Raw genomic sequence first — 18,952 nt, 5'->3', positions numbered from 1 at the left:
CTCACGCTTTCGCGGGGACCCCGCATGAGCCGCCGCGAGCACCCCAGTGACGACCCCGGCGGCCGCGGGCCGGCCCGCCGCCAGGACCTGGACCGTCACCCGCACAGCGGGTCCAACAACCCCAGCCTGCCGCGCCGCCCGGGCACCAACGAGCGGCAGGCCGAGCGCCGCCACTACACCGGAGACCACCCGGAGGTCGACGAGCCGCTGATCCCCGGCGAGGTGCTCTACGGCGACGACCCGGTGGTGATCAACGCGGGCCGGGACGTGCTCACCCTGCGGGTGGAGAACACCGCCGACCGGCCGGTCCAGGTCGGCTCGCACTACCACTTCGCCGAGGTCAACCCGGCGCTGGAGTTCGACCGCCAGGCGGCCTGGGGTCGGCGGCTCAACGTCCTGGCAGGAGGGTCCATGCGCTTCGAGCCGGGCGCCGCCGAACAGGTGGAGCTGATCCCTCTCGGCGGCCAGCGGATCGTGGCCGGGCTGCGCGGCGAGTGCGCGGGCGAGCTCGATGGCTGAGATCAGCCGGCAGGAGTACGACGCCTCCTTCGGGCCGACCACCGGCGACCGCATCCGGCTGGCCGACACCAACCTGTTCATCGAGATCACCGAGGACCGCTGCGCCGGCGGGGACGAGGCGGTGTTCGGCGGCGGCAAGTCGGTGCGCGAGTCGATGGGCCAGTCCCGCGCCACCCGCGCAGAGGGCACCCCGGACCTGGTGATCACCGGCGCGGTGGTGCTGGACCACTGGGGCGTGGTCAAGGCCGACGTGGGCATCCGGGACGGCCGGATCACCGCGCTGGGCAAGGCCGGCAACCCCGAGACCATGGACGGGGTCCACCCCGACCTGGTGATCGGCCCGTCGACGGAGATCACCACCGGCAACGGCCTGATCCTCACCGCCGGCGCGGTCGACACCCACGTGCACTTCGTGGTCCCGGACATGCTCGAGGAGGCGCTCACCGCCGGGACCACCACCGTGGTGGGCGGCGGGACCGGCCCCACGGAGGGCTCCAAGGCCACGCTGGCGACCCCGGGGGCGTGGTGGCTGCAGCGGATGCTGGACGCCTTCGACCCGTGGCCGGTGAACGTGCTGTTCCTGGCCCGCGGCAACACCGTCTCGCACGAGGCGCTGTGGGAGCAGCTGCGCGGCGGAGCCGCCGGGTTCAAGGTGCACGAGGACTGGGGCGCCACCCCGGCCGCCGTCGACGCCTCCCTCAGCGTCGCCGACGAGTCCGGCGTGCAGGTCGCCATCCACAGCGACACCCTCAACGAGTCCGGGTTCGTGGAGACCCTGCTGGCCGCGGCCAAGGGCCGGACGTTCCACAGCTACCACACCGAGGGAGCCGGCGGCGGGCACGCCCCGGACATCATCCGCATCGCCAGCGAGCCCTACGTGCTGCCGGCCTCGACCAACCCGACCCGGCCGTTCACGCACAACACCATCGCCGAACACCTGGACATGGTGATGGTCGCCCACCACCTCAACCCGCAGGTGCCCAACGACCTGGCCTTCGCCGAGAGCCGGGTGCGCGCCGGCACGATCGCCGCCGAGGACGTGCTCCAAGACCTCGGGGCGCTGTCGATCATGTCCTCCGACGCGCTGGCCATGGGCCGCATCGGCGAGGTCGTGATCCGCACCTGGCAGACCGCGCACCGGATGAAGCAGCTGCGCGGCTCGCTGCCCGGCGACGGCCGCGCCGACAACCACCGCGCCCGCCGCTACGTCGCGAAGTACACGATCTGCCCGGCCGTCGCCCACGGGCTGGAGCGGGAGATCGGCTCGGTCGAGCCGGGCAAGATGGCCGACCTGGTGCTCTGGCAGCCGGCGCTGTTCGGCATCCGACCGCAGATGGTGTTCAAGGCGGGCATGGTCGCGCTCGCCGAACTGGGTGACCCCAACGCCTCGGTACCGACCCCGCACCCGGTGCTGCCCCGGCTGGGGTTCAACGCGAAGAGCCCGGCCGCCGCCGACACCAGCGTGGCGTTCGTCTCCCCGGCCGCCGTCGACGACGGGCTGGCCGACCGGCTGGCCACCCGCCGGCCGCTGGTCGCCATCGAGAACGTGCGCGGCCGCACCAAGGACGACCTGCCCGAGAACACCGCCATGCCCCGCATCGAGGTCGACCCGGACACCTACAGCGTCCGCGTCGACGGCGAGCTCATCGAGCACGAGCCGGCCACCGAGCTGCCCATGGCCCAGAGGTACTTCCTGTTCTAGAAGGGCCCCCTTGCCCCCCATGAAGGACCCCGTCCCCCTCCCCCCTCGTAGAAGGACCCCTTGCCCCCCGCCACTCGCAAGCTCGCGGTGGGCCCCTGCAAGGGGCCGGAGCCCCGGGACCGGGCCGTTCGAGCTCGCGGCGGGTCCCTGCACGGGGGCCGAAGCGGCGCTGCTGCTGCTCGCCGACGGCCGCCTGCCGGCCGGCGGGCACGCCCACTCCGGCGGCCTCGAACCCACGGTGGCCGCCGGCGGTGTCCACGACGTGGCGTCGCTGGAGGACTTCCTGCGCGGCCGTGCCGCCACCAGCGGGACCGTGGCGGCCGCCTTCGCCGCCGCCGCCTGCGCGAGCCTGACCCGCGGTGACCTCGCCGCCCTGGGGGCCCTCGACGCGGAGCTCGACGCCCGCACCCCCTCGCCCGCGCTGCGCGCCACCTCGCGCAAGCTGGGCCGCCAACTGCTGCGCGGGATGCGCGTCATCCGCTCCCACCCGTGCTGGGACCAGCTGGGCGCCGGCCCGCACCACCCCGTCGTCCTCGGCGCCGCGTGCGCCGTCTCCGGCCTGCCGCCCCGGGCCGCGGCGCTGGCCGCCGTCCACGACGCCGTCGCCGGGCCGGCCACCGCCGCCGTCCGGCTGCTCGGACTCGACCCGTTCGCCACCCACGCCGCGCTCGCCCGGCTCGGGCCGCTCCTCGACGAGGTCGCCGCCGACGCCGACCGGCACGCCGCCGCCGACCCCGCCGACCTGCCCGCCAGCAGCACCCCGCTGCTCGACCTCGCCGCACAACAGCACGCCACCTGGGAGGTGCGTCTCTTTGCGTCCTGACCAACACACCCACGACTCCGAGACCGACCACGAACACCCGCACCCGCACGGCGATCCCGCCGGCGCGCTGCCGCGCACACCCGGCCGGGCGCTGCGCATCGGCATCGGCGGCCCGGTCGGCTCGGGCAAGACCGCGCTGGTCGCCGCGCTGTGCCGCACGCTGGGCGGGGAGGTGGACCTGGCCGTGGTGACCAACGACATCTACACCACCGAGGACGCCGACTTCCTGCTGCGCAACGGCGTCCTGCCCGAGCAGCGGGTGCGCGCGGTGGAGACCGGCTGCTGCCCGCACACCGCCATCCGCGACGACATCTCGGCCAACCTCGAGGCGCTGGAAGACCTCGAGGACAGCTTGCCGGGCGTGCAGCTGCTGCTGGTCGAGAGCGGCGGGGACAACCTCACCGCCACATTCAGCCGCGGCCTGGTCCACCACCAGGTCTACGTCGTCGACGTCGCCGGCGGGGACAAGGTGCCGCGCAAGGGCGGCCCCGGGGTGACCCGAGCCGACCTGCTGGTGATCAACAAGACCGACCTGGCCGGGCAGGTCGGCGCCGACCTGTCGGTGATGGACCGCGACGCCCGCGCCCAGCGCGGCCAGCTGCCGACGGTCTTCCTGTCCCTCGTCGAGGACCCCACCGCCGCACCGGTCGCCGCCTGGGTGCGTGCCCGCCTCGGCGAGGACCGACCGACGGGCGCAACAGGCCGGTCCACCGAAGCGGTGTCACCGCCGCACGGCCCCAGCATCGGCGCGGGAACCGCCACCGGGTGATGCGCGCCGCCGCCGCACTCGCCACGGAGCGCGTCGCGCCGCCCGGCGGCGCGGCCCGCAACCGGGTCAGCACCCTGCGCTCGCAGGCCCCGCTCATGCTGCGCCTCACCCACCCCAAGGGACCCGAACCGTGGACCGCACACGACCCGAGCGCCGCCCGGGTCTGCCTCACCGCGGGCGCCGCAGGGCCGATCGGGGGCGATCAACTCACGCTCACCGTGGACGTCGGGGCGGGCAGCACCCTGGTGCTCCGAGAGGTCTCCGCGAGCCTGCTGCTGCCCGGCCCGCACGGTGAGCAGTCGGCCCTGAGCACCAGCGTGCGGGTCGGCGCCGGCGCCACCCTCGTCTGGCTGCCCGAGCCGGTGATCGCCGCCCGCGGCTGCGACCACCGCACCGACGTGTCCGTCGAGCTCGGGCCCGGTGCCCGCCTGGTGCTGCGCGAGGAGCTGCTGCTGGGCCGGCACGCAGAGCAGCCGGGCGCGGTGACCCAGCAGCTGCACGTCCGGGTCGAGGGACGGCCGCTGCTCAACCAGCACCTGGCGGTCGGCCCCGGTGCGACAGGATGGGACAGCGCGGCGGTGACCGGGGGACGGCGGGCGCTGGGCTCGCTCGTCGTCGTCGACCCCGGCTGGGCCGACCGGCCGCCGCAGCCGGTGCTCCTCGGCGACACCGCGGCGGTGCTGCCGCTGGCCGGACCAGCCGCCCTGGTCTCGGCGGTGGCCGCCGACGCGCTGGCGCTACGCGGCTGCCTCGACGCCGGGCTGGCGCTGCTCACCACACCGGCCGAGGACCGCCGTCCACCGGACGCCTCCTGAGCCCGGTCCCACACCACTCACGGAGCACGGTCGACGCCCCGCGCGGAGGTGTCCGGCGAGGCCGTCCGCCTCGCCGAGTCGAGGTACCAGCTCGACGAGGTCGTGGCCGACGTCAGGAGCTCGTGAGGATGACGAGTCGCTGGGTCGCACGGGTCATCGCGACATAGCGGTCGACCGCTGCCTCGATGCCCGAGCCGTTCGCCTCGGGGTCGATGAGGACGACCAGGTCGAACTCGAGCCCCTTCGCCAGCTCCGGGGTCAGCGACCGGACGCGGGACCCCGTCCTGAACCCCGCCCGGAACACGGGATCGCCGATGACGCAGGCGATCCCCTCGGCGTGCGCGGCGAGCCAGGCGTCGAGGATCGAGTCCAGGTCCGAGGCGGACCCGTGGACGACGGGGACGCCGGTGCTGCGGATGGAGGTCGGCACGTTGGCGTCCGGGAGCACGGCCCGGATGACCGGCTCGGCTTCAGCCATGACCTCTTCCGGCGTCCGGTAGTTGATGCTCAGGGAGGCCAGGTCGATCCGGTCGAGCCCGATGCGCTCCAGCCGTTCCCGCCAGGACTCGGGAAACCCGTGCCGGGCCTGGGCGCGGTCCCCGACGACGGTGAAGCTGCGGGACGGGCAGCGGCTCAGCAGCATCTGCCACTCCGCGTCGGTCAGCTCCTGGGCCTCGTCCACGACGACGTGCGCGAACGGGCCGGCGAGCAGGTCCGGATCGGCGGTGGGCAGCGCACCGTCGTCGACGAGGGCGTCCTGCAGGTCCTGGTGGCGCAGGCTCGTCATGAGCAGCAGCTCGGAGTCGTCGGCCTCGATCAAGCGGTCGATGACGTCGGCCATGCGCGCGCGTTCGGCGGCGACGATGGCTTGCTGCCGTCGCCTGCGCCGTGAGGTCTCCGGGTCGCCGAGCCGCTGCCGCGCCGCGTCCAGCAGCGGCAGGTCGGAGACCGTCCACGCCTGGGGGTCCCGGCGCTGCAGCGCCCGGACCTCAGCGGGGCTGAGCCAGGGAGCGCACGTGCGCAGGTAGGCGGGGACCGACCACAGGTCTCCGACGAGGTCGGGCGCCTCGAGCAGCGGCCACGCGCGGTTGACGGCCGTGAGCAGCTCACTGTCCTGCAGCAGCGCCTTCCGGACGAGATCAGCCGGGACGTCGACGTCGTGCTCGTCCACCAGGATGTCGAGCAGGTGTTCCCAGACCTGGTCGCGCGCCTCGTTGTGCGGAGTGCCGGGATCCGGCGCCTCGAACGCCTCGGCCCAGTCGTCGGCGCTCAACCAGACGTCGGACCAGGGCGTCTCGACCGTCGTCCCCTCGGTCGGCGGCTCCTCGTAGAACCGGACGGCCGTCTCGATCGCCGTTCCCACGTCGATGGACGACTTCAGGCGGGCCACGTCCGGGTCGGTCTCGGTCGTCGCCGCGGCACCCTCCGGGACGAGGTCGCGCAGGGTGCAGATCTGCACGCCCTCCTCCCCGAGGTTGGGCAGGACGTCGGCCACGTAGGCCAGGTAGGGCTGGTGCGGACCGACGAACAGCACGCCGCCTCCATGGTGGCCGAGGCGCGGGTCGGAGTAGAGGAGGTAGGCGGTGCGGTGCAGGGCTACGACGGTCTTCCCCGTACCCGGGCCGCCGTCGACGACGAGCGCGCCGTCCGAGCCCGCGCGGATGATGGCGTTCTGGTCGGCCTGGAGGGTGCCGAGCACGTCCCGCATGCGGTCCGACCGGTTGCCGCCCAGGCTGGCGAGGAAGGCGGACTGGTCGTCGAGCGCGGCGGCGTGCCCCTCGAACCCGTCGGGGGTGAAGACCTCGTCCCAGTAGTCGCTGATCCGGCCGCGGGTCCACCGGTACCTGCGGCGGCTGGTCAGCCCCATCGGGTCGGCGTGGGTGGCTGCGAAGAACGGCTCGGCCGCGGGCGAGCGCCAGTCGAGCAGCAACCGACGACCCGCGCTGTCGGTGAGGCCGAGTCGACCGGTGTACACGGGCTCGGAGTCGTCTGCGGGGTCCATGCGTCCGAGGCACAGGTCCAGACCGAAGCGGCGCAGGGTGCGCAGGCGAGCGGTCAGCCGGTGGATCTCCAGGTCGCGGTCCAGCGCCTCCTGGCCGGTGCCGCCGGGCGCCCTGCGCTCGGCCTCGAGGCGGTCGGTCAGGTCGGCGATCGACTGCTCGAGGCTCTCCGCGATGGCCGCGAAGTGCTGCTCGTCGTCGGCGATCAGCGCCGGGTCGGCCTTGGCGGCGAGGCGGTCGGGGAGGTCGAACGCGCTGGTGGTCAGGGGGTTCACGTCATCAGCTCCGATCGGAGGTCGTGTGCGACCACTGCGCGCAGCAGGCACTGTGCAGCAGGCACTTTGAGGTCGGCCGACGAAGGGCGCCGGTCCCCGCGTGGACGACGCTGGACGTGCAGGTCGCGACTAGCCCGTGGCTTCTGGCCTCGGCCGGCGATTCTGCGGCCCGACCCGGGTCTTGCCGCAAGACCCCTGGTGCGCTGTAGGTTCAAGTGGGACGGAGTGAGCCCCTCCTCCACGGGGCCACCTCGCCCGCGTCAACGGGAGCCAGACCTCTCGGCGGGCCGCCGCAGCCGTCGGCGTGCCGCCGTCCGGTCCCACGAGCCGCGCCACACGCGCGGGTCAACCCGCCGGTGGGTGCTCCGGCAGCCCGAGCCGGCGGAAGAGGTCGCCCTCGAGGTCGAGGAAGCTGGAGACGTGCGCGACCCGGCCGTCGCGCACCTCGAGCACGTGCAGCGCCCACGGCTCGTGACCACCGCCGGGACGCGGCCGGTACTGCGCGAGAGCGGGGACGCCGTTGGCCCGCGTGGGCAGCACCCGGGAACCCCGGCACCCGCTGCCCGGGCCGAGCATCCAGGCGCCGATGTCGGCCCGGCCGCGCAGCCACATCTCGAACGGCGGCATGTGCTGGGTGGCGTCCTCGTGCATCAGCGCGACGAGGGCCTCGATGTCGTAGCGCTCGAAGGCGTCGACGTAGCGGTCGAGCAGGTCGCGCTCGCCGTCGTCCAGCGGCGCGGGCCCCGGCTCCCCACCGGTGTCGGCCAGCGTCGCCCGCGCGCGCTGCAGGGCGCTGTTGACCGAGGCGACCGTGGTGTCGAGCAGCTCGGCCACCTCGGCGGCCCGCCAGCGCAGCACGTCGCGCAGCAGCAGCACCGCGCGCTGCCGCGGCGGCAGGTGCTGCAGGGCGGCCACGAAGGCCAGCCGGATCGACTCCCGCTGCACCGCCCGCTCGGCCGGGTCGGCGTCGTCGGCCACCACCTGCCGGTCGAGCACCGGCTCGACCCACGCCGAGCCCGGCCGGCGGGCGGCCAGCGACGCCTCGACCGGCTGCCACGGGGAGCCGGAGAGGTCCATCGGCAGCGCGCGGCGCTGCCGGCCGGACAGCTGGTCGAGGCAGACGTTGGTGGCGATCCGGTACAGCCACGAGCGCAGCGCCGAGCGGCCCTCGAAGTCGGCCAGCCCGCGCCAGGCCCGCACCATCGTCTCCTGCACCGCGTCGTCGGCGTCGAACGCCGACCCGAGCATGCGGTAGCAGTAACCGGTCAGCTCTCGCCGGTGCGCGAGCAGCCGCGGGTCGAGCTCGTCGACGACGACGGTCACGAGAGGCCTCCTCCGGGACGGGGCGTCAGCTCACCACAGGGCACCGACCAAACGGCAGGACCGGACCCCGTCCGGGGGACGGCGCGACTACTGGTAGGTCACCAGCTCGGGCCGCGGCTGGACCTCGGCGATCGTCTGCTCCGGGGTGAGCATCGGGGAGTCCTCGTCGTAGAAGTTCTTCCACCCCCAGTACAGCGACTCCGGCCCGGTCTGGTGCAGCACCCGCCAGGTGTCCTGCTTCATGGGCTGGGTGCCCTGGCCGTCGGCGTGGACCATGATCGCCAGCTCGTCGCGGGAGGTGTCCAGGCGTTCGCGGTCGGGGATCATCCGCACCTGGAACTGGTGCAGCACCAGCAGCTTCTGCGGCAGCCGGTTGGCGCGGGTGAGGTCGGCCAGCCAGGTGACCACGCGGTTGACCTCGTCGATCGACACCGACCCGATCTGGGCGAGGTGCACCTGGTCGGGCGCCAACCGCCACTCGGGGTCGAGGGCCAGCCCCACGTACGGCAGCTCCAGCAGCGGTTGGTACAGCTGGGCCTGGGTGAGGAAGTCGGTGCGCCCGGGCTGCAGGTCGAGGACGACGTAGAGCCCGGCCTGCCCGGCCGCCTCCACCCACGGCCGCAGCTCGTCGACCGACAGCTCGGTGGAGTAGTTGCCGTCGGGCCCGGGGGCCGCCGAGGCCACGGTGGCGATGATCTCGAAGGCCGGGACGACGGTCGCGTCGGTCACCAGCGACTCGTACGGCGCGGCGTGCGCGCGGGCCCGCTCGACCGCGGCCGGTGCGTCCTGCTCGCCCAGGACGCCGAGGGCGCCGGTGCCCGGCGAGCCGTAGAGGGCCACGAAGAAGTGGCTGGGGAACAGCAGCTGCCCGCCTCCGGGCAGCTGCGTGCCCGTGGCGGCGGTGTCGAGCTCCCAGTCCAGGCCGTTCTCGGCGGCGAACCCGGCGCCCAGGGCGACGACCGTGGCCGGCTTCGCCTCACCGAGCAGCGTGACCACGTCGGTCGAGCCCCGCGGGTCGGTCACCCCGTCGGTGAGCTGCACCCGCGCACCGGCCGCGCGGGCGGTGGCGATGCCGGCCAGGGCCTCCGGCGTCCCGGTGGACATGACCAGCGTCTCGTCGAGGGGGTCGGCCCGCTCGACGGCGGGCAGCTGCTGCACGTCGCCCTCGGCCGGCGCCGACCCGGCGCCCGCGGGCACCAGCGCGGCGGGCTGGTCGGGGTCCAGTCCGGCGACCGCGGCCGGCGCCGCGCCGTCGTCGACCTGCTGCACCCGGTCCAGGTCGAGCCCGGTGGCCTCGGCGACGGCGTCCGGCGCGGCGGGGACGGCGACCACCTCGAGGTCGCCGTCGCCGAGGCCGGCCTCGTCGGCGTCGCCGACGGTGAGCACCGTCGTCGTCCCCAGCCGGTCGAGCTCCGCGGTGAGGGCGTCGGCGGTGCCGCTCCCGGCCGGCTCGAGCAGCAGCGGGACGCCGAGCCCCGTGGCGGCCGAGGCGCCCAGCAGCGTGCCGGCCGCGTCCCCGTCGCGCGCCACGACCGCGACCTCGGCGGAGTCGAACAGCGCCCGGCTGGTCGACGCCGCGGAGGCGACGGGGTCGGCGTCGGCGACCAGGGTGAGCCGGGCGTCGGGAGCCGAGGTCGCCACCTGCGCGGCCTCGTCGGCCCCGGCGCCACCCGAGGTCAGACTGCAGCCGGCGGTGAGCACGACCGCCGTCAGGACGAACGGCACCCCCGTGGTGCGCACGGCTCCCTCCTCCGCCGGGCGCGCGGTCGCGCGGTGGCACGACGACGTCGGCGCGCTCGGTCCCCGCGACCCTAGCGAGGCCACCGGACGGGGCGCCGGGAGCGCAACGCTGGCTGCCGTGGCCACGCCCCCGCCGCGGACGGCGTGGGCTCACCCGTGGTGACCAGCCGACAGCGGGCGATGCGGCGAGACCGTCCGGGCGGCCCGGTTCACCGCTCCGTGCGGTCCAGGGCCCGGGAGACGTTCTCGACCATCCGGCGCAGCACCAGGATGGTGCGCTCGTACTCGGAGGCGGAGAGCCCGTCGGCGAGGTGCCGGCGCACCCGGGTGACCGTGACGGCGATCCGGTCGTGCGCGCTGCGCCCATCGGCTGTGAGCCGCACGCGGTCGCCGTCGCCCGGCTCGACCCAGCCGCGACCGGCGAGGTCGGAGACGACCGCGTCGACCGCGTCTGCGGCGGAGAAGTCGGCCAACGCGGTGCGCAGGGCGGCCCGGTCCTCCTGGCCGCCGGCCAGTGCGTGCAACGCCTGCCAGTGCCGGCGGGTGAGGCCCTCGGGGGCGACCACCCGGTCGACGACCTCCTCGAGCAGCGTGTCCAGCCGCTTGACCCACCAGCCGATCGGCCGCTGCTCGTCCACGTGCGGCATGGTGGCAGCCGGGACGCCGTCCCCGGCCCGGTCGCGCTGCGGCGCGGCGCCCCGGTAGACAGCTCCGGTGACCGATCTCGCCGACCGGCTCCGCCCCGTCGCACCGGAGGAGTGGCCGACCTTCAGCCGGGCCCTCTTCTCCGCCTTCGCCGAGGAGCCGCCCGCCTCCTTCACCGACGCCCCTCCCCCGCACGTCGAGCTGGACCGCACCCTGGCCCTGTGGGACGGCGCGCGGGTGGTCGCCACCGCCGGCGTCTACAGCCGGCAGCTCACCGTCCCGGGCGCCGTCGTGGGCTGCGCCGGGGTGACCTGGGTGAGCGTCTCCCCCACCCACCGCCGGCGCGGCGTGCTGACGGCGGTGATGCGGCGCCAGCTCACCGAGCTGCGCGAGCAGCAGCGCGAGCCGGTGGCGGCCCTGTGGGCGTCGGAGTCGTCCATCTACGGCCGCTTCGGCTACGCGCCGGCGACCTGGCGGGGCAACCTCTCCGGCGACGTGGCCCGGCTGCGGCTGCGCCCGGACGTCGACCCGGGCACCGGCCGGGTCGACCTGGTGTCCGTCGACGACTACCGCGCCGCCGCGCCCGACCTGCACGAGCGGGTGCGCCGCTGGGTGCCGGGGAACATGGCCCGGGACGACCGGTGGTGGGCCCGCGACCTGCGTGACGACCCCGGGGAGCGCCGGGGCGCCACCGAGCGGCGGTACCTGCTGCACACCGAGCCCGACGGCACGGTCACCGGGTACGCCGCCTACCGGGTCAAGGCCGCCTGGACCGAGGACGGCGAGACCGACGCGACGCTGACCGTCGAGGAGGTCCGGAGCACGACGACGTCCGCGTACGCCGCGCTGTGGCGGTTCCTGCTCTCCATCGACCTGGTGCGCACGGTGCGGGCGCCGGACGCCTCGGCGGACGACCCGCTGCGCCACCTGCTGGCCGACCCCCGGGCCCTGCACTCCCGGCCGGTGGACGCGCTGTGGGTGCGGCTGGTCGACGTCGGCCGCGCCCTGGCCGCCCGCCGCTACCCGGCGCCGATCGACCTGGTGCTCGAGGTGCGCGACCGCTTCTGCCCGTGGAACGACGGGCGCTGGTGGCTGCGCGGGCACCCGGCCGGGGCCTTCTGCGCACGCACCGACGCCGACCCGGACCTGGTGCTCGACGTCGAGGCGCTGGCCGCGGCCTACCTGGGCGGGGTGTCGCTGGCCACGCTGCAGGCGGCCGGCCGGGTGAGCGAGGTCAGCCCGGGCGCGGTCACCCAGGCCGGGACGGCGTTCCGCTGGCCGGTCACCCCCTGGTGCCCGGACGAGTTCTGAGAGGACCTCGTCCCTCTCACCACCCGCAAGCTCGTGGTGAGCCTCCGGACGGGGCCGTTCCACGGCGTCACCTGGTGGGCAACCCGCCGGCGGGACGGTGCCGGTTCTGCTCGTAGTCGGTGATCAGCCCGATCCGTCGCGCGTGCCGCTCCTCCTCGCTGAACGGCGTGGCGAGGAAGGTCAGCACCAGCTCGGTGGCCTCCTCGACGCTGTGCTGGCGGGCGCCGACGGAGACGACGTTGGCGTCGTTGTGCTGGCGGGCCAGCTCGGCGGTCTCCCGGTTCCACACCAGGGCGGCGCGCACCCCGGGGACCTTGTTGGCCGCGATCTGCTCGCCGTTGCCCGAGCCGCCGATGACCACGCCGAGGCTGCCCGGCTCGGTGACCGTGCGCTCACCGACCTCGAAGCAGAACGGCGGGTAGTCGTCCTCGGGGTCGTACTCGTACGCCCCGCAGTCGACCGGCTCGTGGCCGGCGTCGGCCAGTGCCCTCTTCAGGTGTTCCTTGAACTCCAGGCCCGCGTGGTCGGTGCCGACGAAGACGCGCATGGCGGGGAGTCTGTCAGGCTGCGGCGGTGGCGGTGCTGGGAGTCGACGGCGTCCGCGGCGGCTGGGTGGGCGCGCGGCTCGAGGGCCGCACGGTGGAGCTGCTCGCGCTGGCCGACGCGGCCGCCGTCCTGGCCGTGCCGGACGTCGCGGCGGTCGGCGTCGACATGCCGATCGGCCTCCCGGACGACGGCCCGCGGGCCTGCGACGCCGCCGCGCGGCGCCGCCTGGGCCGCGCGGGCAGCTCGGTGTTCCCGGCTCCGCTGCGCGCCGTGCTGGGGGCGCGCGACCACACCGAGGCCTGCCGGGTCTCCCGGGCCGCCTCCGGGAAGGCCCTGTCGGTGCAGGCGTGGCACCTGGTGCCGGCGATCCGCTCCCTCGACGACGCCCTCGGCGACCCGCCGGCCGGCTCCGTGGTCGAGGTGCACCCGGAGCTGGCCTTCCGCGCGCTGGACGAGCGGGTGCGCGACCGCAAGGCCACCGCCCGCGGGCTGGCGCAGCGGGTGCGGGCACTGGTGCCGGTGATGGACGTGCTCGACGCGCTGGCCGCCGCGCCGGCCGGCGTCCCGACGGTCGACGCCCTCGACGCCTGCGCGGCCGCCTGGTCGGCGCGGCGGGTCGCCGACGGCACCGCCGAGTGCGTCGGGGACGGGGCGACCGACGCCCGCGGCCGCCCGATGCGCATCGCCTGGTGAGGGTTCACCGCAGCCGCGACGGCGACTGGGCGCTGCTGCGTATCGGCGGGGCGGAGATCGGGCTGCTGGCCCACCCGCCCCGGCGCTCAGGTGAGCCGGCGGACGACGGGCAGCGGCAGCACCCGCAGCGCCGCCGCGACCGGCCGCCACGGCCACTCGGGGACGCAGGCGCGCACCGGCTCCCGCTCGATCGCCGCGGTGAGGGCGTCGACGCCGGTGTCCAGGCCGACGGTGAACGGGCCGCGGCGGCCGGCGTTGACCTCGGTGGCGATGTAGCCGGGCAGCACCGTGGTGACCCGGATGCCGGCGCCCAGGACGTCGGAGCGGATCCCCTCGGCCAGCGCGTTGAGGGCGGCCTTGCTGGCGCCGTACGCGGTCCGGCTGCCGCGCATGCCGCGGATCGAGGCGACCGAGGAGACGACCACGAGGTGGCCGGCGCCCTGGGCGCGGAAAAGCTCCAGCGCCGCCTCGCACTGGGCGTGGGTGCCCAGCACGTTGGTGAACAGCGTGGCCCGGTTCGCCCAGGCCGCGCCGGTGCCCACCGGGGCGCCCTTGCCGATGCCGGCGTTGGCGACGAACCGGTCGATCCCGCCCAGCTCGTCGACCAGCTCGGGCACGGTCTTCTCCACCGCGGAGGCGTCGTCGACGTCGAGGGCGGCCGTGGCCACCCGGATGCGGGGGTGCGCGGCGAGCAGCTCGTCGCGCAGCGCCTCGAGCCGGTCGGTGCGGCGGGCGGCGAGTGCGAGGTCGCGGCCCATCGCGGCGAACCGGCGGGCCATGCCCTCGCCGAGGCCGGAGCTGGCGCCGGTGATCAGGATGCGCTGGCGGACGGGGTGCGGCACCGCGTCAGCATGCCAGGGCCGCCCGAGCGGAGTGCGACAGCGCAGGTTTCCTGCGCCGTCGCACTCCAGTGGGGTCACCGGCGGCTCGTCAGCTCCAGCGTGTCGGCCGGCACGGAGTCCATATCGGGGCCGGAGAGCCGGGTCCGCTTGAGCTCCCAGAAGTCGGGCAGGTTGGCCAGCAGGACCGCGCCGTCGAAGGCCCGGCCGGCGTCCTCCCCGGTGGGCACCTTGCTGATCACCGGGCCGAAGAACGCCACGCCGTCGATGTGCACGACGGGGGTGCCGACGTCGTCGCCGACCGGGTCCATGCCCTCGTGGTGGCTCTTCTCCAGGGCCTCGTCGTACTCGGTGGAGGTGGCGGCCTCGGCCAGCGACGTCGGCAGGCCGACCCGCTCGAGCGCCGGGACGACGATCTCGTCGAGCTCCTTGCCCTCGTGGTGGCGCAGCGTCCCCATGGCCGTGTAGAGGTCGCCGAGGACCTCCTCGCCGTGCTGCTGCGCCGCGGCGATCGCCACCCGCACCGGGCCGATCGCCTGCTCCATCATCGCCTGGTAGTCCTCCGGCAGGTCGCGCCCGCGGTTGAGCACCGCCAGGGACATGACGTGCCAGTGCAGGTCGATGTCGCGGACCTTGGCCGCCTCCAGGACCCAGCGGCTGGTCAGCCACGCCCACGGGCACAACGGGTCGAACCAGAAGTCCACGCGTGCCGTGACGGGCGCGCTCTGCACTGCCTCGGTCATGCCTGTCGCTCCTCGCGTCGAGCCCGGCGGCGCGCCGGGGAGGTCTCTGCCGGTCCCCAAGCCGGCCGGCGGACCGGTTGTTCCCGCACCCCGCGAGTCGCCCGCTCCCGCGGCCTGCCGAGGGGTGTCGGGGCCGCGTGGGAAGCTGCCCTGCGTGGCCGTACCCAACCTGACCCGCGACGACGCCGCCGCCCGCGCCCGGCTGCTGGCGGTGGACAGCTACGACGTCCAGCTCGACCTGACCGACGGCGCCGGGCGACCCGGCGAGGGCACCTTCGGGTCCACCACGACGGTGCGCTTCTCCTGCCGGGAGCCGGGCGCCGGCACGTTCATCGACCTGGTCGCCGATCGGGTGCGCTCCGCCACGCTCAACGGTGCCGAGCTCGACGTGTCCACCTACACCGAGGAGGGCGGCCTGCCGCTGCCGGGGCTGGCCGCGGAGAACACCCTCGTCGTCGTCGCCGACTGCCGGTACTCCAACTCCGGGGAGGGCCTGCACCGCTTCGTCGACCCCGAGGACGGCCAGGTCTATCTCTACACGCAGTTCGAGCCGGCCGACGCCAAGCGGGTCCTCACCTGCTTCGACCAGCCCGACCTCAAGGCCACCTACACCGTGCACGTCACCGCGCCGGCCGACTGGCAGGTCGTCTCCAACACCGGCGACCGGACCGTCGAGGCCGGTCCTGGCGGCGCCCAGCTGGTGCACTTCGCGCCGACCAAGCGGCTGTCGACCTACCTGCTCGCTCTCGTCGCCGGCCCCTACGCGCAGGTCACCGACTCCCACGACGGCATCCCGCTGGGCCTGTACTGCCGCGCCTCGCTGGCCGAGCACCTCGACCCCGAGGCGCTGTTCGGGGTCACCAAGGCCGGCTTCGACTTCTACCACCGGGTGTTCGACTACCCCTACCCGTTCGACAAGTACGACCAGCTGTTCGTCCCGGAGTTCAACGCCGGGGCGATGGAGAACGCCGGCGCGGTGACCGTCCTGGAGGACTACGTCTTCCGGTCCAAGGCCACGCGCGCCCGATACGAGCGGCGCGCGGAGACGGTGCTGCACGAGCTGGCGCACATGTGGTTCGGCGACCTGGTCACCATGCGCTGGTGGGACGACCTGTGGCTCAACGAGTCGTTCGCCACCTACATCTCCACGCTGTGCCAGGCCGAGGCCACCGAGTACACGACCGCCTGGACGACGTTCGCCAACACCGAGAAGGCCTGGGCCTACGCGCAGGACCAGCTGCCCTCCACCCACCCGATCGCCGCCGACATGGTCGACGTCGCCGCCGTCGAGGTGAACTTCGACGGGATCACCTACGCCAAGGGCGCCTCGGTGCTCAAGCAGCTGGTCGCCTACGTCGGCCGCGACGAGTTCCTGGCCGGCATCCGCCGCTACTTCCGCGAGCACGAGTACGGCAACACCACGCTGGCCGACCTGCTCGACCCGCTGTCGGAGGCGACCGGCCGCGACCTGTCGGAGTGGTCGCGGCAGTGGTTGGAGACCAGCCAGGTGAACACGCTGCGCCCGGTCCTCGAGGTGACCGAGGACGGCCGCTACGCCCGGGTGGCCATCGAGCAGACCGCGGTGCCCGAGCACCCGGTGCTGCGCCGGCACCGGCTGGCGGTCGGCCTCTACGACCGCGGGCCCGACGGGCTGACCCGCACCACTCGCGTGGAGCTCGACGTCGACGGCGCGCTCACCGAGGTACCCGAGTTGGTCGGAGCCCCCGTGGCCGACCTGGTGCTGGTCAACGACGACGACCTGACCTACGCCAAGCTGCGCCTCGACGAGCGCTCCCTGGCCACGTTGCGCGAGCACATCGGCGCCATCCCCGACTCGCTGGCCCGCGCGCTGTGCTGGTCGGCGGCGTGGGACATGACCCGGGACGCCGAGCTGCCGGCCCGCGAGTGGGTCACGCTGGTGCTGGCCGGGGTGGCCGCCGAGACCGAGATCAGCGTCGTCCAGTCACTGCTCGGCCGGGTGCAGACGGCGCTGGCCAGCTACGCCGACCCGCGCTGGGCCGAGACCGGCTGGCGGGCGCTGGCCAACCGGGCGCGGTCCGCACTCGAGGCCGCCGAGCCCGGCAGCGACACCCAGCTGCAGTGGTCGCGCACGTTGGCCGCCGCCGCGCGCACCGAGGAGCACGCCGCCGTGCTGCGCGGCCTGCTCGACGGCTCCCGCACCGTCGAGGGCCTGGCCGTCGACGCCGACGCGCGCTGGGCGTTCCTGCACGGCCTGGTCGCCATCGGCGCCGCCGGGGACGCCGAGATCGACGCCGAGGAGGCCCGCGACGCGACGGCGACCGGGCAGCGGCGGGCCGCGACCGCCCGCGCGCTGCGTCCGACGCCGGAGGCCAAGGAAGAGACCTGGCGGAGGGCCTTCTCCGACGACAGCATCCCCAACGCCGTCCACGAGGCGATGCTGCAGGGCTTCTGGCACCCGGCCCAGCGGGCGCTGACCGCCGGCTACGTCGACCGCTACTTCACCGACATCGGCCCGCTGTGGGACCGCCGTCCCGGCGAGATCGCGAAGAACGCCGTGCAGTACCTGTTCCCGCCGATCGTCGAGCCGCGCACAGTGCAGGCGGCCGACGCGTGGCTGGCCGAGGAGGACCACCCCGCCCCGCTGCGCCGGCTGGTCGCCGAGGGCCGCGACGGGATCGCGCGGGCGCTGCGGGCCCGGGAGCGGGACGCCGCCGAGGAGTAGGAGGACCCCCTGCTCCCCAGCACTCGCAGGCTCGCGGTGGGACCCTGCAGGGGGCCACCCCTTGTCCCACCGGGACGGCCCCTCCTGGGCCTCTCCGAGCCTGCGAGGGGAGCTCGGCGGGGGTCCTCGTTCAGTGCGGGCGCAGGTGGCGCGGGTGACCGGCCTGGTCCGACAGCTGGCGCAGGCCGTTGACGATGCCGCCCACCAGGTCGCCGGAGCCGAAGGAGTTGGTCATCGACAGCACGGCCAGCGCGCAGGCCCGATCGGGTAGCCGGCGGGACGCCGCGGCGCCGGTGACGACCTCGACGACCCGCTGGCCGGGCGAGACGGCGAGCAGCACGGACTCGGCCAGGTCGCCGCCGGAGCGCCCGAAGAGCTCCTCGGCCCGGGCGCGGGTCTGCGGGCCGAGGTCACCGATGTAGAGGGTGAAGCGCAGGCCGGTCTCCCGGGAGGACATGGTCAGCGCCTCGTCGAGGCGCAGCAGCTCGCGGTAGCTGAACAGCGAGTCGGGGACGGACTCGTCGGTGCGAGTCGGGGCGGTGTCCCTGGTCGCCGTGTCGTGCGACGTGACTTCCAGCGCACCGGTCATCTCCGGCCTCCGGGGGCGGTTGCGGTGGGGCGGTCGGGGGTCATCGGGTCACCAGGTCCCGCGGGCGCCGCCGTGGGGGCGGCCCGTGGCCTGGGGCGCGGCGGTGAGGGCGTGGGCGCCGCCGTGCCCGGCGGTGAGGGCACGGGCGCCGCCGTGCCCGTCGGCGTGCGCCGAGTCGTGGCCGCTGCCGGCCTCGTGCGGCGCGTACCAGACCGGCTCGTGGTCCCAGGGCTGCCCCGGCTTGTACCGCGGCCTGCGCCGGCGCCCGGGGACGAGGGTCAGCAGCGCCAGCAGTAGGAACACGGCCAGCGGGGCCACCGCGTAGACGAGGATGGTCTCGACGACGGTCACGGGCCCCAACCTACCGGCAGCGGCCCGAGGTCTCATGATCAGTCCCACCGCGCAGGGTGGCGCCGCGCCCGGGGGCGGGCCGTCGCACCCGGGCGGAGAGCGGGACCAGCGTCGCCTCGTCCGCGGGACGCCGGCCCGGCGGCTGTGGTGCGGCGTGCCGCAGCGACAGCGGCGGCCTACCAAGCGCTGCTCGACCCCCGCACAGTGAGGTGTTCTCAACGGATTGGTCGCTCGGCGTTGGTCAGGACGAGTGCCGCTTTGGCGATGGCGCCGATTCGCTGGGGACACAGTCGGATGCGGTTCAGCGCCTTCCAGCGCAGGGTCGAGGCAAAGTCGTGAAGCGCGTCGCTGACCTGCGGTGTTAGGGCGGGCACGGGCCGTGTGGTGATCTGAGGGTGTCGAAATCCTTGACCACCAGCGAGAAGGCCCGTGCCCGCGAGCTCATCTTCCCCGACCGCCCTGGCCGATGCCGCCACCGCCGCCGGAGTGCCGGCCCGGCCGCTGTCGGCGCCCGAGTCGATCAGCCTGCTGCAGGCCCTGGCCGCGGTGCCCGACCCGCGCAAGC

17 protein-coding genes and 1 pseudogene are annotated in these 18,952 nt (G+C 74.9%); 8 read left to right on the top strand and 10 right to left on the bottom strand.

Features of this window, described 5'->3' with window-relative positions; translation table 11 throughout:
- Positions 1-207 precede the first annotated feature (207 nt).
- The 5 genes from DQ238_RS24470 to DQ238_RS18730 all read left to right on the top strand — a co-directional run bounded on the left by DQ238_RS24470 (position 208) and on the right by DQ238_RS18730 (position 4,628).
- Positions 208-519 (top strand): urease subunit beta, encoded by a 312-nt coding sequence (locus DQ238_RS24470; RefSeq protein ID WP_113782810.1) that lies wholly within the window; start codon positions 208-210, stop codon positions 517-519.
- Entirely contained in the window at positions 512-2,221 is a 1,710-nt protein-coding gene (locus DQ238_RS18745) for an urease subunit alpha (protein WP_113782768.1), read from the top strand. Before DQ238_RS24470 ends, DQ238_RS18745 begins: the two co-directional genes overlap by 8 nt.
- A 262-nt stretch (positions 2,222-2,483) precedes the next feature.
- Positions 2,484-3,044 (top strand): urease accessory protein UreF, encoded by a 561-nt coding sequence (locus DQ238_RS18740; RefSeq protein ID WP_233496101.1) that lies wholly within the window; start codon positions 2,484-2,486, stop codon positions 3,042-3,044.
- On the top strand, positions 3,034-3,813 hold the full coding sequence (gene ureG, locus DQ238_RS18735) for an urease accessory protein UreG (RefSeq protein ID WP_113782766.1): 780 nt from the start codon (positions 3,034-3,036) through the stop codon (positions 3,811-3,813). Before DQ238_RS18740 ends, ureG begins: the two co-directional genes overlap by 11 nt.
- Positions 3,813-4,628, top strand: a complete 816-nt coding sequence (locus DQ238_RS18730; RefSeq protein ID WP_147263124.1) for an urease accessory protein UreD — start codon at positions 3,813-3,815, stop codon at positions 4,626-4,628. Before ureG ends, DQ238_RS18730 begins: the two co-directional genes overlap by 1 nt.
- Before the next feature lie 112 nt (positions 4,629-4,740).
- Here the strand turns inward: DQ238_RS18730 and helR are convergent, their stop codons facing one another.
- From helR to DQ238_RS18710, 4 genes are all read right to left on the bottom strand, one after another.
- On the bottom strand, positions 4,741-6,903 hold the full coding sequence (gene helR, locus DQ238_RS18725) for an RNA polymerase recycling motor ATPase HelR (RefSeq protein WP_113782764.1): 2,163 nt from the start codon (positions 6,901-6,903) through the stop codon (positions 4,741-4,743).
- A gap of 345 nt (positions 6,904-7,248) precedes the next feature.
- Positions 7,249-8,226 (bottom strand): sigma-70 family RNA polymerase sigma factor, encoded by a 978-nt coding sequence (locus tag DQ238_RS18720; protein WP_199506446.1) that lies wholly within the window; start codon positions 8,224-8,226, stop codon positions 7,249-7,251.
- Positions 8,227-8,313: 87 nt separating this feature from the next.
- Positions 8,314-9,966, bottom strand: a complete 1,653-nt coding sequence (locus DQ238_RS18715; protein ID WP_113782763.1) for a hypothetical protein — start codon at positions 9,964-9,966, stop codon at positions 8,314-8,316.
- 209 nt (positions 9,967-10,175) lie between these two features.
- Positions 10,176-10,604, bottom strand: a complete 429-nt coding sequence (locus DQ238_RS18710; protein ID WP_113782762.1) for a MarR family winged helix-turn-helix transcriptional regulator — start codon at positions 10,602-10,604, stop codon at positions 10,176-10,178.
- A 76-nt stretch (positions 10,605-10,680) separates the two neighbouring features.
- Here DQ238_RS18710 and DQ238_RS18705 point away from each other — a divergent pair, with 76 nt between their 5' ends.
- Positions 10,681-11,922 (top strand): GNAT family N-acetyltransferase, encoded by a 1,242-nt coding sequence (locus DQ238_RS18705; protein ID WP_113782761.1) that lies wholly within the window; start codon positions 10,681-10,683, stop codon positions 11,920-11,922.
- A 67-nt stretch (positions 11,923-11,989) separates the two neighbouring features.
- Here DQ238_RS18705 and DQ238_RS18700 read toward each other — a convergent pair whose 3' ends face one another.
- Positions 11,990-12,469 (bottom strand): ribose-5-phosphate isomerase, encoded by a 480-nt coding sequence (locus tag DQ238_RS18700; protein WP_113782760.1) that lies wholly within the window; start codon positions 12,467-12,469, stop codon positions 11,990-11,992.
- A 26-nt stretch (positions 12,470-12,495) separates the two neighbouring features.
- Here DQ238_RS18700 and DQ238_RS18695 point away from each other — a divergent pair, with 26 nt between their 5' ends.
- Positions 12,496-13,161 carry a DUF429 domain-containing protein gene (locus DQ238_RS18695; RefSeq protein WP_113782759.1) on the top strand — a complete coding sequence of 222 codons (666 nt, stop codon included), beginning with the start codon at positions 12,496-12,498 and terminating at the stop codon, positions 13,159-13,161.
- Positions 13,162-13,247: 86 nt separating this feature from the next.
- Here DQ238_RS18695 and DQ238_RS18690 read toward each other — a convergent pair whose 3' ends face one another.
- Positions 13,248-14,003, bottom strand: coding sequence for an SDR family oxidoreductase (locus DQ238_RS18690; RefSeq protein WP_113782758.1), 756 nt, complete (start codon positions 14,001-14,003; stop codon positions 13,248-13,250).
- 74 nt (positions 14,004-14,077) lie between these two features.
- Entirely contained in the window at positions 14,078-14,743 is a 666-nt protein-coding gene (locus DQ238_RS18685) for a DsbA family protein (RefSeq protein WP_113782757.1), read from the bottom strand.
- A gap of 154 nt (positions 14,744-14,897) precedes the next feature.
- Here DQ238_RS18685 and pepN point away from each other — a divergent pair, with 154 nt between their 5' ends.
- Positions 14,898-17,447, top strand: coding sequence for an aminopeptidase N (gene pepN / locus DQ238_RS18680; RefSeq protein ID WP_113782756.1), 2,550 nt, complete (start codon positions 14,898-14,900; stop codon positions 17,445-17,447).
- Positions 17,448-17,577: 130 nt separating this feature from the next.
- Here pepN and DQ238_RS18675 read toward each other — a convergent pair whose 3' ends face one another.
- The 3 genes and pseudogenes from DQ238_RS18675 to DQ238_RS18665 form a co-directional block, all read right to left on the bottom strand.
- Entirely contained in the window at positions 17,578-18,036 is a 459-nt protein-coding gene (locus tag DQ238_RS18675; RefSeq protein ID WP_113782755.1) for a DUF5130 family protein, read from the bottom strand.
- Between the two features lie 48 nt (positions 18,037-18,084).
- Entirely contained in the window at positions 18,085-18,387 is a 303-nt protein-coding gene (locus DQ238_RS18670) for a hypothetical protein (protein ID WP_199506445.1), read from the bottom strand.
- A 215-nt stretch (positions 18,388-18,602) separates the two neighbouring features.
- Positions 18,603-18,704, bottom strand: a pseudogene (locus DQ238_RS18665) (IS5/IS1182 family transposase); the annotation flags it as partial.
- Between the last annotated feature and the right edge of the window lie 248 nt (positions 18,705-18,952).

Origin of the sequence: Geodermatophilus sp. TF02-6 (assembly GCF_003319115.1) — a bacterium.
Taxonomy (GTDB): domain Bacteria; phylum Actinomycetota; class Actinomycetes; order Mycobacteriales; family Geodermatophilaceae; genus Geodermatophilus.
Note: the sequence above shows the minus strand (reverse complement) of the source record. Positions and strands in the feature narration are given on the sequence as shown.

Bases quoted from the DNA above. Each gene is read 5' to 3' on its own strand.
- DQ238_RS18745 (WP_113782768.1), top strand. From the start codon at position 512: ATGGCTGAGATCAGCCGGCAGGAGTACGACGCCTCCTTCGGGCCGACC.
- DQ238_RS18730 (WP_147263124.1), top strand. From the start codon at position 3,813: ATGCGCGCCGCCGCCGCACTCGCCACGGAGCGCGTCGCGCCGCCCGGC.
- DQ238_RS18700 (WP_113782760.1), bottom strand. From the start codon at position 12,469: ATGCGCGTCTTCGTCGGCACCGACCACGCGGGCCTGGAGTTCAAGGAA.
- DQ238_RS18685 (WP_113782757.1), bottom strand. From the start codon at position 14,743: ATGACCGAGGCAGTGCAGAGCGCGCCCGTCACGGCACGCGTGGACTTC.
- DQ238_RS18675 (WP_113782755.1), bottom strand. From the start codon at position 18,036: ATGACCGGTGCGCTGGAAGTCACGTCGCACGACACGGCGACCAGGGAC.